Source organism: Streptomyces sp. NPDC093600 (genome assembly GCF_044764755.1).
Taxonomy (GTDB): Bacteria; Actinomycetota; Actinomycetes; order Streptomycetales; family Streptomycetaceae; genus Streptomyces.
The window spans coordinates 47,077-61,770 of record NZ_JBIWIU010000008.1 but is presented as its reverse complement, the minus strand read 5'-3'; the positions used below and the strand labels follow the sequence as shown (position 1 = coordinate 61,770).

Annotated in this window: 20 protein-coding genes; 12 read left to right on the top strand and 8 right to left on the bottom strand. The window is 70.7% G+C overall.

Going from position 1 to position 14,694, the window contains the following annotated elements; all coding sequences use genetic code 11:
* Positions 1–108: 108 nt before the first annotated feature.
* Positions 109–246: a hypothetical protein gene (locus ACIRB4_RS20420; RefSeq protein WP_403293084.1), complete on the top strand. Its 138-nt coding sequence runs from the start codon at positions 109–111 to the stop codon at positions 244–246.
* Here ACIRB4_RS20420 and ACIRB4_RS20415 read toward each other — a convergent pair.
* Positions 243–926, bottom strand: a complete 684-nt coding sequence (locus ACIRB4_RS20415) for a UbiX family flavin prenyltransferase (RefSeq protein WP_403293082.1) — start codon at positions 924–926, stop codon at positions 243–245. The two genes, ACIRB4_RS20420 and ACIRB4_RS20415, sit on opposite strands and share 4 nt — an antisense overlap.
* Positions 927–1,018: 92 nt before the next feature.
* Here ACIRB4_RS20415 and ACIRB4_RS20410 point away from each other — a divergent pair, with 92 nt between their 5' ends.
* Positions 1,019–1,624, top strand: a complete 606-nt coding sequence (locus ACIRB4_RS20410) for a rhomboid family intramembrane serine protease (RefSeq protein WP_403293080.1) — start codon at positions 1,019–1,021, stop codon at positions 1,622–1,624.
* Between the two features lie 69 nt (positions 1,625–1,693).
* Here ACIRB4_RS20410 and mqnP read toward each other — a convergent pair whose 3' ends face one another.
* The gene (gene mqnP, locus ACIRB4_RS20405) at positions 1,694–2,596 is read right to left on the bottom strand and encodes a menaquinone biosynthesis prenyltransferase MqnP (protein WP_403293078.1); all 903 of its coding nucleotides are present in this window, start codon (positions 2,594–2,596) and stop codon (positions 1,694–1,696) included.
* A complete protein-coding gene (locus tag ACIRB4_RS20400; protein WP_403293076.1) occupies positions 2,593–4,050 on the bottom strand; it encodes a menaquinone biosynthesis decarboxylase in 1,458 nt (485 codons plus the stop codon). The genes mqnP and ACIRB4_RS20400 overlap by 4 nt, the downstream gene beginning before the upstream one ends.
* 89 nt (positions 4,051–4,139) lie before the next feature.
* On the opposite strand from ACIRB4_RS20400, the gene ACIRB4_RS20395 reads away from it, so the two are divergent.
* Together ACIRB4_RS20395 and ACIRB4_RS20390 are read left to right on the top strand one after the other, a co-directional pair.
* Positions 4,140–4,553, top strand: a complete 414-nt coding sequence (locus ACIRB4_RS20395) for a PLD nuclease N-terminal domain-containing protein (protein ID WP_403293074.1) — start codon at positions 4,140–4,142, stop codon at positions 4,551–4,553.
* A complete protein-coding gene (locus ACIRB4_RS20390; protein WP_403293072.1) occupies positions 4,553–5,434 on the top strand; it encodes a LysR family transcriptional regulator in 882 nt (293 codons plus the stop codon). Before ACIRB4_RS20395 ends, ACIRB4_RS20390 begins: the two co-directional genes overlap by 1 nt.
* Here ACIRB4_RS20390 and ACIRB4_RS20385 read toward each other — a convergent pair.
* Positions 5,340–6,275: a DMT family transporter gene (locus ACIRB4_RS20385; RefSeq protein ID WP_403293070.1), complete on the bottom strand. Its 936-nt coding sequence runs from the start codon at positions 6,273–6,275 to the stop codon at positions 5,340–5,342. The genes ACIRB4_RS20390 and ACIRB4_RS20385 overlap by 95 nt on opposite strands.
* Positions 6,276–6,424: 149 nt before the next feature.
* Here ACIRB4_RS20385 and ACIRB4_RS20380 point away from each other — a divergent pair, with 149 nt between their 5' ends.
* Genes ACIRB4_RS20380 through ACIRB4_RS20365 form a run of 4 tightly spaced genes read left to right on the top strand, consistent with a single transcriptional unit; the run spans position 6,425 to position 8,370 of the window.
* Complete coding sequence (locus tag ACIRB4_RS20380; protein WP_403293069.1) at positions 6,425–7,054, top strand: flavodoxin family protein; 630 nt, start codon at positions 6,425–6,427, stop codon at positions 7,052–7,054.
* A gap of 55 nt (positions 7,055–7,109) precedes the next feature.
* The gene (locus ACIRB4_RS20375; protein WP_403293067.1) at positions 7,110–7,316 is read left to right on the top strand and encodes a hypothetical protein; all 207 of its coding nucleotides are present in this window, start codon (positions 7,110–7,112) and stop codon (positions 7,314–7,316) included.
* A gap of 5 nt (positions 7,317–7,321) precedes the next feature.
* Positions 7,322–7,858 (top strand): DUF6879 family protein, encoded by a 537-nt coding sequence (locus tag ACIRB4_RS20370; protein ID WP_403293066.1) that lies wholly within the window; start codon positions 7,322–7,324, stop codon positions 7,856–7,858.
* Positions 7,855–8,370 carry a helix-turn-helix domain-containing protein gene (locus ACIRB4_RS20365; protein WP_403293065.1) on the top strand — a complete coding sequence of 172 codons (516 nt, stop codon included), beginning with the start codon at positions 7,855–7,857 and terminating at the stop codon, positions 8,368–8,370. Before ACIRB4_RS20370 ends, ACIRB4_RS20365 begins: the two co-directional genes overlap by 4 nt.
* Positions 8,371–8,673: 303 nt before the next feature.
* On the opposite strand, the gene ACIRB4_RS20360 is transcribed toward ACIRB4_RS20365, so the two are convergent.
* The 4 genes from ACIRB4_RS20360 to ACIRB4_RS20345 all read right to left on the bottom strand — a co-directional run bounded on the left by ACIRB4_RS20360 (position 8,674) and on the right by ACIRB4_RS20345 (position 10,794).
* Entirely contained in the window at positions 8,674–9,057 is a 384-nt protein-coding gene (locus ACIRB4_RS20360; protein ID WP_403293063.1) for a hypothetical protein, read from the bottom strand.
* A gap of 28 nt (positions 9,058–9,085) precedes the next feature.
* On the bottom strand, positions 9,086–9,979 hold the full coding sequence (locus ACIRB4_RS20355) for a JmjC domain-containing protein (protein ID WP_403293061.1): 894 nt from the start codon (positions 9,977–9,979) through the stop codon (positions 9,086–9,088).
* A 67-nt stretch (positions 9,980–10,046) separates the two neighbouring features.
* Entirely contained in the window at positions 10,047–10,280 is a 234-nt protein-coding gene (locus tag ACIRB4_RS20350) for a DUF397 domain-containing protein (protein ID WP_403293059.1), read from the bottom strand.
* A gap of 58 nt (positions 10,281–10,338) precedes the next feature.
* Positions 10,339–10,794: a hypothetical protein gene (locus tag ACIRB4_RS20345; RefSeq protein ID WP_403293056.1), complete on the bottom strand. Its 456-nt coding sequence runs from the start codon at positions 10,792–10,794 to the stop codon at positions 10,339–10,341.
* Positions 10,795–10,888: 94 nt separating this feature from the next.
* Between ACIRB4_RS20345 and ACIRB4_RS20340 the strand changes: the two genes are divergently transcribed.
* The 4 genes from ACIRB4_RS20340 (at position 10,889) to ACIRB4_RS20325 (ending at position 14,693) form a co-directional block, all read left to right on the top strand.
* Positions 10,889–11,728, top strand: a complete 840-nt coding sequence (locus ACIRB4_RS20340) for a Scr1 family TA system antitoxin-like transcriptional regulator (RefSeq protein WP_403293055.1) — start codon at positions 10,889–10,891, stop codon at positions 11,726–11,728.
* Complete coding sequence (locus ACIRB4_RS20335; RefSeq protein ID WP_403293053.1) at positions 11,725–11,934, top strand: DUF397 domain-containing protein; 210 nt, start codon at positions 11,725–11,727, stop codon at positions 11,932–11,934. The genes ACIRB4_RS20340 and ACIRB4_RS20335 overlap by 4 nt, the downstream gene beginning before the upstream one ends.
* 138 nt (positions 11,935–12,072) lie before the next feature.
* A complete protein-coding gene (locus tag ACIRB4_RS20330) occupies positions 12,073–12,525 on the top strand; it encodes a nucleoside deaminase (RefSeq protein WP_403293051.1) in 453 nt (150 codons plus the stop codon).
* A 104-nt stretch (positions 12,526–12,629) separates the two neighbouring features.
* A complete protein-coding gene (locus tag ACIRB4_RS20325) occupies positions 12,630–14,693 on the top strand; it encodes a hypothetical protein (RefSeq protein WP_403293048.1) in 2,064 nt (687 codons plus the stop codon).
* Position 14,694: the final 1 nt, after the last annotated feature.

Genomic DNA, 14,694 nt, shown 5'->3' with positions numbered 1-14,694 from the left:
GAAGCCTTCCATTGTCCAGCGATACCGCGAGTTTAGGTATAGAATCTAAGGTACACAGGGGGCGACACCCTGTGAATCTTTCAGCAGATCAAAGACGATCTTTCAGGAGTGGTGTTCACCGTGTACACGATCGAGATGGCCTACGCCCGTATGCGCGAGCTGCAGGAGATGGCCAACCGCTCGCGTGCCCACCAGCCGGCCAAGCCGAAGCGCCGCGCCGAGAAGCGCGCGGCGAAGAAGCGCTAATTCCCCCGAGAGCCCGAACCTCCTCCGAGCTCTCCCTCCCAGCGGCGGTACAGCCCGTGCGGCACCCCCGCCGCGTCGAGCACGCGCCCGGCGACGAAGTCCACCAGATCCTGGATGTGCGTCGCCCCCGCGTAGAACGCCGGAGAGGCGGGCAGCACCACGGCGCCCGCCTCGTCCAGCGCCACCAGGGCCTTGAGCGTCTGACCGCTCAGCGGGGTCTCCCGCACCGCGACCACCAGCGGCCGCCGCTCCTTGAGCGTCACGCTCGCCGCCCGCTGCAGCAGGTCCTTCGAGAGCCCCAGCGCCACCCCCGCCACCGAGGCGGTCGACGCGGGCACGATCAGCATCCCCTTCGCCGGGTACGACCCCGACGACGGCCCGGCGGCCAGGTCCCCGGCCGCCCAGTACCGCACGCCGCTCACGTCCGGCGCGAACGTGTCCGGCTTCCCGTCCGCTCCCCGCGCCAGCCAGGCCGCCAGGTCCTCGCGCCAGTGCGCGTCCCGGAAGGCGATCCCCGTCTCGTCGAGCAGCGTCAGCCGCGACGCGCGCGACACGACCAGGTCGACGCTCTCCCCCGCTGCGAGCAGGCCCCTCAGCACGGCGGCGGCGTACGGGGTCCCCGACGCCCCGGACACCCCGACGACCCACGGACGACGCTGCTGTTCCTCTACCGGCTCCACACCGACGAGCCTATCCGGCCCGCTCCCCGCGGAACTGAGTAAGGTGTCCCGGACGTTTCCGGGGGGAAGCGCACGACCGCAGGGGGGTCGCGATGACCGAACCGCACACCCGCGTCTGGACCTCGGCCGACCGGGGCAAGGCCGCCGCCAAGATGATGCTCGTCTGGGTGGCCGCCCTCTGGGTGCTCGAAGCCGTCGACCACGCCACCGGCCACGCCCTCGACGCGTACGGCATCGTCGCCCGCGACCCGGACGGCCTCGGCGGGATCATCACCGCCCCGTTCCTGCACTTCGGCTTCGACCACGTCGCCTCCAACAGCGTGCCGCTGCTGATCTTCGGCTTCGTCGCCGCCCTCGGCGGCATCCGCCGCTTCCTCGCCGTCTGCGCCCTGATCGTCGTCGCCGACGGCCTGGGTGTCTGGCTGCTCTCCCCGACGAACTCCATCACCGCGGGCGCCTCGGGCCTCGTCTTCGGCCTCTTCGGCTATCTGGTGATCCGGGGCTTCGTGGAGCGCAGGCTCCTCGGCATCGCCGTGGGCGTGACGATCGCCGCGATCTGGGGCGGCACCATGCTGCTCGGCGCCCTCCCCACCGACAGCGCGGTCAGCTGGCAGGCCCACCTCGTCGGTCTGGTGGCCGGCGTGGGCGCGGCCTTCCTCTTCCGGCCCGCTGGCCGGCGCCCGGCCCTCACCCCGTGAGACGGGCCGGCCCTCACCCCGTGAGACGCACCGGCCCTCACCCCGTGAGACGCGCCGGGCGTCGGACCGTCAGAGCGTGAGACCGCGCACCAGCAGGTCGAGCAGGGCGCAGACGAAGAGCGAGATCCCGATGAAGCCGTTCGTCGTGAAGAACGCCCGGTTCAGCCGGGACAGGTCGTGCGGCTTGACGATCGTGTGCTCGTAGCAGAACGCCACCACCACGATCACAAGGCCCACCCAGAAGAAGAGCCCCGCCCCGGTCGCCAGCGCGTACCAGACGAGCAGCCCCGTCGTCACGACCGCCGAACCGCGCGCCCCCCACAGCGCCGCCGGGATGCCGAAACGGGCCGGGACGGACTTCACGCCGTGGGCGCGGTCCGCCTGGACGTCCTGGCAGGCGAAGATCAGGTCGAAGCCACCGATCCACACCCCGACGGCGAGCCCCAGGATCACGGCGTGCCAGGACCACTCCCCCGTCACCGCGATCCAGGCCCCGATCGGCCCCATGGCCTGCGCGATGCCGAGGATCGCGTGCGGGAAGTTCGTGAACCGCTTCCCGTACGGATAGATCACCATCGGGACCACCGCGAGCGGCGCGAGCGCCAGGCACAGCGGGTTGAGCAGCGCGGCCGCGCCGAGGAAGACGACGACCGCTATCCCCGCCCCGGTCCACGCCGACCGCACGGACACGGCCCCCGTCACCAGCTCGCGCCCCGCCGTCCGCGGATTGCGGGCGTCGATCTCGCGGTCGATGATCCGGTTGCAGGCCATCGCGAAGGTCCGCAGCCCCACCATGCAGACGGTGACGAGCAGCAGCGTGACCCAGTCGATGCTCCGGTCCCGCCCGAACATCGCGGTCAGCGAGGCGATGTAGGCGAACGGCAGCGCGAAGACCGAGTGCTCGATCATCACCAGGCGGAGGAAGGCCTTCGTCCGCCCGGGCGCCGGGGCGGCGGCAGCGGCGCCGGTCACAGGCCGTACTCCTTCCACCGGCGGTCCACGAGCGCGGCCGTCGCCGGGTCCGACTCGACCATGTCCGGCCAGCCGCCGTCCCGGGTGTAGCCCTCCTCGGGCAGCTTCTTCGTGGCGTCGATGCCCGCCTTGCCGCCCCAGAACTGCTGGTACGAGGCGTGGTCGAGGTGGTCGACCGGCCCCTCGACGACGGTCAGGTCGCGGGCGTAGTCCGTGTTGCCGAGCGCCCGCCAGGACACCTCGTGCAGATCGTGCACGTCGCAGTCCTTGTCCACCACGATGATCAGCTTCGTCAGCGACATCATGTGCGCGCCCCAGATGGCGTGCATGACCTTCTGCGCGTGCTTCGGGTACTTCTTGTCGATCGAGACGATCGCGCAGTTGTGGAAGCCGCCCGACTCCGGCAGGTGGTAGTCCACGATGTCCGGCACGATGATCTTCAGCAGGGGCAGGAAGAAACGCTCCGTCGCCCGCCCCAGCGGCCCGTCCTCCGTCGGCGGCCGCCCCACCACGATCGACTGCAGCAGCGGACGCTTCCGCATCGTCACGCAGTCGATCCGCAGCGCGGGGAACGGCTCCTGCGGCGTGTAGAAGCCCGTGTGGTCGCCGAAGGGGCCCTCCGGCAGCATCTCGCCCGGCTCCAGCCAGCCCTCGACGACCACTTCCGCGTTGGCCGGCACCTGGAGCGGCACGGTCTTGCAGTCGACCATCTCGATCCGCTTGCCCTGCACGAAGCCGGCGAAGAGGTACTCGTCGATGTCACCGGGCAGCGGCGCCGTCGACGCGTACGTGACCGCGGGCGGGCAGCCGAAGGCGATCGCGACCGGCAGCCGCTCGCCGCGCGCCGCGGCCACGGCGTAGTGGTTTCGGCTGTCCTTGTGGATCTGCCAGTGCATGCCGATCGTGCGCTTGTCGTGGCGCTGCAGCCGGTATAGCCCGAGGTTCCGGATGCCCGTCTCGGGGTGCTTGGTGTGCGTCAGACCGAGGTTGAAGAAGGACCCGCCGTCCTTGGGCCAGGTGAACAGCGCCGGAAGCGCGTCCAGGTCGACGTCGTCGCCGGTGAGCACGACCTCCTGCACCGGGGCGTCGGCGGACTTCACCTTCTTCGGCGGCACGTGCACCATCGAGCCCAGCTTGCCGAAGGCCTCCCGGACCCCGACGAAGCCGTGCGGCAGCTCCGGCTTGAGCAGGCCGCCGATCTTGTCGCTGATCTCGCCGTACGACTTCAGGCCCAGCGCCTTCAGCAGCCGGCGGTCCGTCCCGAAGACGTTCATCGCGAGCGGCATGGCGGAGCCCTTGACGTTCTCGAAGAGGAGCGCCGGGCCTCCCGCCTTGTTCACCCGGTCGACGATCTCCCCGACCTCCAGGTACGGGTCGACTTCGGCCTTGATGCGCTTGAGGTCGCCTTCGCGTTCCAGGGCCCTGAGCAGCGAGCGGAGATCGTCGTAAGCCATAGGGGCCAGTATCCGCCACCCGATAGGCTGGGCCTGTCACCGGGGCCGTCGAATCGGGTCCCGCCACCGCTTCCAGGGGGCTGTCCCACATGCTCAGGGCGCTGATGTTCATCCTGCCGTTGGCGCTGGCGATCTACGCCTGCATCGACTGTGTCACCACCCCCGACGACGAGGCCAGGTATCTGCCGAAGGTGGTCTGGGTCTTCCTCATCCTGCTCTTCCCCGTGGCGGGATCGGTCGTCTGGTTCGCCGTCGGCAAGCCGCGCCGCGCCAACGCCGGAGCCGGCGGCCGTACGCCCTCCGCATGGCACCGCAACCACCGCAGCGAGTGGGTCGCCCCCGACGACAACCCCGACTTCCTCAAGTCCCTCAAGGACGAGGCTGTGCCTGATGAGAAGCGGGCGAAGGACGAGGCCCTCCTCAAGGACTGGGAGGCGGACCTGCGCCGCCGCGAGGAGGAGCTGAAGAAGCGCGAGCAGGGCGACGACGACAAGGACCAGTGATGGAGCTCCGGCTCCTGGCCACCTTCGAGAAGGTCGCGACCGTCCTCTCCTTCACCCGCGCCGCCACCGAGCTGAGGTACGCGCAGTCCAGCGTGACCGGCCAGGTCCGCTCCCTGGAGTCCTCGCTCGGCGTGGAGCTGTTCGAACGGCTCGGCAGCCGCATCCGGCTCACCGAGGCCGGCGAGCGGCTCCTGCCGTACGCCCGCCGGATCATCGAGCTCTCCGACGAGGCACGGGCCGCGGTCGCGGCCACGGAGGAGCCGGCGGGCACGATCGCCGTCGGCACGATGGAGTCGCTCACCTCCTACCGGCTGCCGCCGCTCCTGGAGCTGTTCCACCACCGCTACCCCAAGGTGCGGCTGACGCTGCGGCCCACGCTCGGCGACGAGACCCGGCAGGCGCTGCGCCAGGGAACGTACGACATCGGTTTCCTGATGGAGCCCGACACCGAGCACGCCGGCCTGGAGAGCGAGGTCCTGGCGGCGGAACCGCTGGTGCTCGTGGCGGCGCCGAACCATCCGCTGACGGGCCGTACCGGTCTGACGAGCGCCGACCTGGCGGAGGCCCAGCTGGTCGGCACCGAACCCGGCTGCCCGTACCGCGACCTCTTCGAGGCGGAGCTACGGGAGTGGGCGCCGCCGTTCATGGAGTTCGGCACGATCGAGGCGACCAAGCGGGGCGCGGCCGCCGGTCTGGGGATCGCCCTGCTGCCCCGGGTCACCGTCTCCGAGGAGCTGGCGTCCGGGGCGCTGGTGGCGCTGGACTGGGAGCCGCCGTTCACCCTCTTCACGCAGATCGCGTGGCGGCGGGGGAAACGGCTTCCGGCGCACGTACGGCTGTTCGTGGAGCAGGCGCGGCGGCTGGTGCGAGAGTCACCTTGAGGCTCGCGAGCACGATCAGCGGGACGCCGAGCGCCTGGACGAGCCCGATGTGATGCCCGTACACCGCCCAGTCGGCGAGCATGGCGACCGCCGGGTAGGTGAAGGCGAGTACGGCGATCTTGGCGGTGGGCAGCTTCTGGTAGGCCGCGTACATCAGCACGTACATCAGCCCGGTGTGGACGAGCCCGAGCCCGGCCAGCCACGCCCACCCGGCTCCGACACCGGCCATGGCGCCGAAGTCGGCGAAGGGCAGCAGCAGCGGGAGGCCGACCAGCACCTGCACGAGGGCGATCAGGTGCGGCCGTACGCCGGTGATCCGCTTGGTGACGATCGTCGACAGCGCGTAGAGCACGGCGGCGGCGAGCGCGAGCCCCAGGCCCTTGAGCGATGCGGTGTCCCCGGGCCGTATCCCGGAGACGAGGACGAGTCCGACGAAGGCGACGGCGAGCCAGCCGAACTTGGCGGCGGTGATCCGCTCCCGGAACAGCGCGGCGCCGAAGAGCACCAGGAAGAACGGCTGCGTGTGGTAGACGACGGTGGCGAAGGAGATCGAGGTCGCCTCGTACGCCTCGAAGAGGAACACCCAGTTGAAGACGATGAACACGCCACCGAGGGCGGCCAGTCCGAGCTTCTTCGGCGTGAGGCCGTGGCCGGTGAAGTACCCGCGGGCCAGGCTGTACGCACCGAGGGCGGCGGCCCCGAAGAGGCACCGGAAGAACACCACCTCGAAGGGCGAGGCCCCGGACTCGACGACGAAGATGCCGAGGGTGCCGGACAGCACCATGGCCAGGGTCAGTTCGAGGGTCCCGCGGGTCTGCGTTCCGCTCGTCTCGTTTCTCATGCCGGTGACGCTACGGAGCGGGGGTGGGGCGGGTCCACGGACGAGTGGGGGGTCCTGCCGATGGGGTCATCGGCGGAGCCGATGGGCGGCCGGAATACCGCCGGAGAAGGCGGAGTTGGCACCGGGGCACCCCTGACACCGGAGGAAACATGACCCTCGACGCCGCACCTGGCACGGACCGCACGGACCGCTCGTTCCTCTTCGTCCTCGGCAGCTCCCGCGCCGACGGCAACTCCGAGACACTGGCCCGCGCGGCCGCCGCGCACCTGCCCGCCGACATCCCGCAGCGCTGGGTGGACCTGAACCGGCTGCCCCTGCCCGACTTCCAGGACGGACGGCACGAGAGCCCCGAGCGGCAGGCCGAGGAGAACGAGGAGACGCTGTGGCGGGCCACGGTGGAGGCCACGGACATCGTCATCGTCTCGCCCCTCTACTGGTACAGCCTCTCCGCACAGACCAAGCGCTACCTCGACTACTGGTCGGGCTGGCTGAACGTGCCCGGCTCCGACTTCAAGGAGCGCATGGCGGGCGGCACGCTGTGGGGAGTGACGGCCATGGCGCACGACGACCACGTCGTCGCGGACGGCCTGGTCACCAGCTTGAGCCACTCGGCGGCCTACCTGCGGATGCGCTTCGGCGGCGTCCTGACCGGCACGGGCTCCCGCCCCGGCCGCGTCCGCGCCGACGAACAGGCGATGGCCCGCGCCAAGACCTTCTTCCAGGGCGAGACCCCGCTCGCGCTCTTCCCCCACGAGACGAAGGCCGACGCCGCGGCGTGAGGACCCCGGCGCCGCCCGCCGCCTCGGGGGGCGGCCGCCGGGAGGGAGAGTGGCGATGGCCCGACGGCTCCGCATGCTCGGTACTACCAGCGACGAGGGCAAGTGCCCCACTCTGTACGAGGACCTCGACACCGGTGAGGTCCTCGTACAGGGCCTGCTCGCCGACCCCGATGACATCGCCCAGATGGTTCACCCGCTGTCCGGAGAGTCCATGGTCGTGATCCCCCGCGAGCTGCTCACCCGCTTCGCCCCCAAGGAGTAGAGCTCGTGCCTGAGTTCATCGACGACGCCACATTCGGCACGTACTTCGAGGAGTTCGAGAACACCGCTTGGCGCCTGGAAACCCGCCGTGGCTACGCCTCCGACCGCCGGAGCCCGAACTGGGCTCGTTGGGAGGCGGGCGACGATGTCAGCCACGGCCGGCCGACTGCGTGGGGGGAGAACGTCCAGGTTCAGACGACGGCGGGGAAGCGGTTCGAGCGCGTCCGACTCGTCGACAATCCTCCGACCGCCGGGCAGCGGTTCCTCCTCGCGCGGGCTCCCAACAATCTGGCCTCGGGCGAGGACATCCGCAACATGTGGCGTGCGGACGCCGAGCGCCTCGGCCTACCCGCGGTCGACTTCTGGCTCTTCGACCACCGGCGCGCCCTGGTGCTCCACTTCGATGACGATGACGAGTACCTCGGCTCCGAGCTCGTCGAAGATCCCGTCCAGATTGCGGAGTTCCGCCAGATCCGGGCGGCTGCTTGGCCGCAGGCGATCCCGCACTCGGACTTCGCGCCGGGAGTAGCTTCGACGGTGTGAGCACCGACTTCCAACAGGCACGGGAGGCTCTCGGTGCGCGGCTGCGTGAGCTGCGCACCGAGGCCGGCCTGAACGGCAAGGACATGGCCGCCCGCCTCGGCTGGCAACGGTCGAAGGTTTCCCGCTTGGAGAACGGCAAGCAGACCGCGACGGACGCCGACGTCACAGCGTGGGCCCGGGCAGCTGAACAGCTTAACGTGGCCGTGGAGTTGAAGCACTCTTTGCGGAACCTGGAGAAGTCTTACCGGAGCTGGAAGCGGCACCTCGCAGCTGGCCATCGCGCCACGCAGATCGCCCACGCGCACCAGGAAGCGCAGGCCGCGACGATCCACATTGCCCGCGCACACCGGCCGCATGACCTCCACGACGGCGATCACGGGCCGTCGCGCCCCACAGCGGCTCATCGGGCGGCCGTGGCATGGATGTTCCGGTGGTCGACATCCACCCCCACCGTCGCCAGCCACAACGCCCGCCGCCGCCTGCGCTGCGCTGCTCGCGCAGCCGCCACGTAGGGGCGCTCCAGGGGTGACCGGGCGCCGTCCAGGAGTGTCGTCTGCTCCTGGGCGTAGGGAGAGCGTCGGGTGGGAGCGCGGTGACGCGGCGCCTGGACGGGCGGGGCCGGGCGGCGGTGGGTGACGGGGCGGGGGCGGTGTCTGCCGGTGGGCGGCAGGGTCAGCGTGAGCAGCCAGAGAAGGGCGGGGATCAGGGCCAGACCCAGTACGCGCGCGATAGAGTTCCGCACGTCATCAACTCCTCAGTAGTTGGTGGCCATGCCCCGGGGCCGGTAGGACGGCCGCCGGGGTTTTCTGTGAGGACTACGCGGCTCCGTACGGGCAGGTCTGCCCTGCCTCGCGGGGGCAGGCGATGAGGGCCCGTGAGACGTACTGCTGCGCCTTCGAGTAGTACCCGTGGACCACGTCGTTTCCGGCAGCCTGCAGCAGCGTCTCGCGGTTACGTTGCAGCCGTTCCCACCACGGAAAGTGCTCCTGGTCCAACGGGGCGTTCTGCGTAAGCTCCCCCTCGATCCACGAGACCGCCTCTTCCACGTCGCGGTAGGTCGCCACCACCTGGTCGACGGGGCGCTTCAGCCAGTTCACGATCTCGATGGGCGGGTAGTTGGCCGGAACCTCCGCCCGCCGGATCGCCGTATCCGAGTAGGACCGGCCGGTGTACGCGTAGGCGTGCCAGTGGTGCGTCACGGGCGCAGCGTATGCACGCGGAGGGTCCTCACCACGCGACACGGGTGGCGGCCCTCCGAGCGAGTTCGGCCACGTGCTCGGCCTCCAGGAGCAGCAGCGCGCCGATCAGGTATTCACGGGTCCACTGGATCGCCGCGTCGGGGGATGCGAGCAGGCCGGCGGGCGGGATCTCGGCTCGAAGCGCGGGGTCGGCCAGAGCTTGAGACAGGATCTCGTGCGTCATCTCGGATGCGAGCCAGTGGAACGTCCGTTCCTTGAGTGCGAACGTCAGGTGCAGGGAAGGTTCGTCCCCCTCGGTGTACGGCGAGTGGACGTAGCCACGGGGCAGCCAGAAGACGTCACCCGGTTCCAGCGTGAACGACTGAGCCGGAGCCGTATTGGCGAGATAGTGCCGCTCCTCGCGGGTGAATCCCCGTCCCAGGAAGTTGCCGTGCTCCGTCATCGGGTTCTCGACGAACGGCGGGTGAAGCGGCCACGTCTTCCGCCCGGAGAGCTGGACGATCAGCGTCACGTACGGGTCGTAGTGGTACTTGAGCCCCTGCGCGCCAGGTGGGGTCATGTACGCGTTCACGTGCACGAGGCAACCTGTCTCGTCCTGGATCTCTCGCTGCAGGATCCTCAGCGACGGTTTGATCGTCTGAAGCTGCCGGACGGACATCGTGCCCCCGTTGTAGAGGTGCGCGCGGATCGCGCCGGGCCGGGGCATGTCACCGTCGATGTAGGTGTGCCGCTCCAGGACCTTGCCGTCCTTGATCAGGACGACGTTCCGGGCGGCGATGCACTCGGCATCCACCAGCGCGTTGACTTCCTCGGCGCACCACAGGGCGGCCAAGGCCCGGGGGTCACGACGGAAGAGCATCGGCTGAGCGGGCCACTTCTCCAGGATCTGTGGAACATGGTCCGCCAGGTCAGCGAGCGGCATTGCCGGCTCCTTCGGATGTGAGGGGGCGGGTCGGGGCCCACCGCGCCTATGTGGGCCCCGCTTGGTGTCAGTGGCTCGCGTCGGTCTTGCCGAGCCACTCTCGGGCGAACTCGGTGATCTCACGCGCGCTCATCCGCAGCTCGCGCCCCGCCCCCTCGGGCTTGCTGTCACCGAGCGCGTATCCACCGCCGTGCAGCTCGGCGAGCGTGATGCAGCTCTCCATGTTCCCGTCGTTGTCCGTGCCGCCACCGCAGAGCGCGGCGAACGGACCGGACACCTCCCGCTCGTACAGGTTGCTCATCACCTTGGTACTCCTGTCTCTGTCTTCTTCGGGGACTGCGCTGTGCGGTGCGGGCCGGTCACTTCGGCTGGTCGGGCGGCGGCGGGAACTCCGCGATCGTCATCTTCGGCGGGTCATGAGGGTGGTTGTGGATCTCCACCACGCAATCCACTGCCGCGGACTCGTCGCGCTGCGGCCCCACGCCCATGTAGTGGTCGAACCACTGCGCCAGGAAGGCGCACGCCGTGCAGTCCGGGGCCGGTTCGGGGCGGGGGCGCAGGCCGTGGTCCGCGGAGAGGACGAACGCGTGTGAGTGCTCCGTCGTCGCCACGGGGGTGGTGAGCACCCGGATCCGCGCCCACTCCTCCTCCGTGGGCGGACGCAGGTTCGCCGGCTCGGTGGTCCACTCGATGCCACCGCCTGGGGGACGCAGGTACAGGAGTCCGCCCTCGCGAGCGGTCACCCTTCCGAGGCGTTCCGTTCGCCTGCCGGTGTCCACCACGAACGAGCCGAGAACGGGGGAGTGCTCAGGCATCACCGCTCCTCTCTGTAGCGATTTCACTACCAGGGGTTGCCAGCGTGGCCTAGAGTCGAAGGGTCCTCAACGTGTCAGAACAGAAGGAGGAGTTGTGGTCAATCGCAAGGACCTGAATCCGGAGAGCAGCCCGGCAGCCGCCTTTGGGGCTCGTATCCGCACGTCACGAGAGGCCCGAAGCTGGAGTCAGCAAGGCTTAGGTGAGCACATGGGGTACTCCGGAACGCATGTCTCGGCTGTGGAAACTGCCCGCAAGATGCCGACTCTTCGTTTCGCGCGCAGTGCGGATCGCGTCTTCGGTACCAGTGGTACGGCCGACACGTTCGAGCGGCAGTGGCGCGAGATCCGGCACGGGGCGCTCTTGGAGGGCTTTCCGGAGTACGTCGCGTACGAGGGGCGCGCGGTGGAGATCCGGCTCTACGAGGTCGGCGTCATCCCCGGCCTGCTACAGACACCGGAGTACGCCTCCGCCCTCGCTGAAAGCCATGTCAGGCGCGGAGCGGCGACACCGGAGGAGGCGAGCGAGCGGGTGGCGTTCGTCGCGGAACGACAAGAGGCGCTGGCCCGGGCCTCCCCGCCGCTGATCATCGTGGTCCTGGACGAAAGCTGCATCCGCCGCCCCATCGGTGAACCCGGTGTCATGGACGCTCAGTTGGCGCGGCTCGTCGAGTTCGCCGAGCAGCCGAACACCGTGCTCCAGGTCGCCCCCTTCACCATGGGCGCGCGGCGCCCGTTCAACCTCCCCATCACGGTCCTGACGATGGCGGACCGCTCGCTCCTGTCGTACGCCGAGTCCGCTCAACGCGGCCACCTGGAGCGCGAAACCTCTGGGGTGCTTCCCATGCTGACGGCCTACCATCAGCTACAGGCCGAAGCGCCCTCACAGGCGGAATCCGTGGCCATGATCCATGAGGTACGAAAGGGCACCCTGTGACGACCGAATCCCCCCGTTGGTTCACGTCCTCCTACAGCGACAACGGCGGCCAGTGCGTCGAGGTCGCCACGAACCTCGCCGCCTCGCGCGGCGTCGTTCCCGTCCGCGACTCCAAGAACCCGAGCGGCCCGGTCCTGGACGTCCCCACCACCGCGTTCACCTCCTTCATCGCGGGCGTCAGGGCCGGAGACTTCGGCACCTTCTGACCACCCGGCCAACGCCCACGCATACCGGTTCAGGGCGGCCCCGCCGTGCGGTGCGCGGTGGGGCTTCGCCCTGCGACTGCGACCCGAGAAGGCCGTAGGCCGCGTGAGCCCGGCGGTCCGCCCGGGAAGGCTCCCCGCATGGACCAGGACCAAGCACGCCGGTGGCTCGCCACCGCGCTCGACGAGGCCCGCGCCGGGCGGGCGGAAGGCGGGATCCCGATCGGCGCCGCGCTCTACGCCGCCGACGGGACGCTCCTCGGGCGCGGGCGCAACCGGCGCGTGCAGGACGGGGACCCGTCGGCGCACGCGGAGACGGAGGCGTTCCGGGCGGCGGGGCGGCAGCGGTCGTACCGGGGGACGACGATGGTGACGACCCTCTCGCCCTGCTGGTACTGCTCCGGGCTCGTGCGGCAGTTCGGGATCTCGCGGGTGGTCGTCGGGGAGGCCGAGACCTTCCACGGCGGGCACGACTGGCTGGCCGAGCACGGGGTGGAGGTCGTCGTGCTCGACGATCCCGAGTGCGCCGCCGTCCTGCGGGAGTTCGTCGAGAAGCACCCGGCCCTGTGGAACGAGGACATCGGCGACGACTGACGGCGCCGGCCATCGCCGACACCGGTATCCCGACTCGAAAACCCCGACGTCTTCCCAACAGCCCGTCGATATCCTTGAATTGACGTGCGACGGGGGTGGCAGGGGTGGACAGAGAGCTGTACGGCCGCGAGGCGGTCCTGCACGCGTCCGGGCTTGCCGCGCGGTTGACCGGGCTGGCGCCCGAGACCTTCGACCGCGTGCCGTACGAGCACGGCGACGACCCGCCGGTCACCGTCTTCACCGGCGGCCGCGGCATGGGCAAGACCGCGCTGCTCAAGCAGGTGCGCAACGCCTACAAGGGGGCCACTCCGCTCGCGCTCCTGGACTGCGCGCGCATCGACCGGCCCGCCGATCACGGCCCCGGCTGGAACCCGCTCACCGGAGCGCTCGCCGAGATCGCCGTACAGCTGGCGCCGAGGGTGCACGCGGCGAAGCCGGTGCGGTTCCCCCGGCTCTCGCTCGGTCTTGTCGCCGTCGCGTCCATCAGCTGGTCGCAGGAGGACGACGAACGCGCCCGGCGCGATCTGCAGCGGCTCGGCCCCGTCCTCGCGACCGTCGACGCGGCCAAGGGCGCCGCCACCACCTGGGTCACCAAGGTCCTCGCCAAGCTCGCCGCCAACTTCGCCGAGGCCACCGCGCCGATGGCCGGACTCCTCGCCGAGGCGACCGTCGAGACGGTCCTCGAAGAGGTCTTCGGCCGCTTCCAGCAGAACTCCGAGCGCTGGTACGGGAGTTACCGCAACGCCGGCGGCCACGGCAAGGCCGGGCTCCAGCAGCTGGCCGTCGACTTCGAGCAGGGCGGCCGGCGCCGGCGCGAGGCCGAGGACTTCCTCGTCGGCGCGCTCGTCGAGGACCTGACCCGCGCCTACACCGGCCTCACCCGGATGGGGACCCGGCGCGGCCGGCCCGTGCTCCTCCTCGACAACGCCCACGAGCCGCTCGGCCGCCGCCTGGTCGAACCGATTCTGCGGGCCCGCGCCGACGGCCACCGCGACCGTGTCGTGGTGATCGCCGCCTCCCGGGTCCGCGACCACGAGGGCATCCGGCACGCGACCCGGGTCCGGCTTCCCGAGACCGCCCACCGCGCCCCCTGCCCGCGCGGTACGGACATCACCTCCGGCATCCTCGCCGTCGAACTGACCCCGCTGAGCCCCGCCCAGACCCAGAGCGCCTTCGACCGCTTCGACCCGGCCGGCCGCACGCCCGCCGAGCTGGCCCGGGCCGTCCACCGGCTGACCGGCGGCCGCCCCCTCGGAGTGGTCCTGCTGGGCAGGGCGGCGGGCGAGGCGCCGGCCCGCCTGGCCTCCTCGCTGACCCCGGGCGCCCTGCTCGATCTCACCGTGGAGCTGCGGGAGGACACCGCTCCGGTGCCGGTCGCGCCCACCCTCCTCGACGAGCTGCTGCCGGGCCGGGCCCTCGGGCCCTTCGCCGTCCTCGCCGCCGCCCACGACGAGGAGTCGGCCCGGCTGCTCGCCCGGACCCGGCTGCGCGGGGAGTCCCTCGACGGGGACATGGCCCTGCTCGTCCGCGACATGCTGCGCTCCGAGGACTGGCCCGAGAGCGCCGAGCACTTCGTCACCGACCCGCTGCTGCGCGCCCTGCTCCTGCACCGGCTGCGCTTCGGCGACGCCGACCACCCCGCGTACGCGGCCTGGCGGGCGGTCCACGAGACCCTGCACCGGCACTACGGCCCCGAGCCGGGCCCGTACCGGCTGCACCAGGAGCTCGCGCTCGGCCGCACCGAGGAAGCCGTGACCCATCTGCGGCTCACCTTCTCCGAGCCGGACGTCGTGGGCTGGCTCGGGCGGCTCAGGTTCATCGCCTCGGCGCCGTACCCGCGCGAGCAGCACCGCACCGGGCCCGATCCGCGCCGCGCGGTCGCCCTCGGCCAGGAGCCGCCCGAGCGGCTGCCCGCCGGACTCGACGACGAGAAGACCGAACTGCACCTCGGGTTAAGGCGGTTGCTGCACGCCGTCTGGCTGCTGACCGATCCGCTGGCGCTGCCCGACGGTGACGTGACCGAGAAGCTGGCCCACGAACTGCGCCAGCTCTCCGGCCGCCATCGCACCGGCAACAGACCGCTGTGGGACGCGGCCACCCACTGGCCGAGAGACATCCGCGCCTGGCGGGCGCTCTCGCTCCCGCCGGGCGAGGGGAACGGAGCCTGAG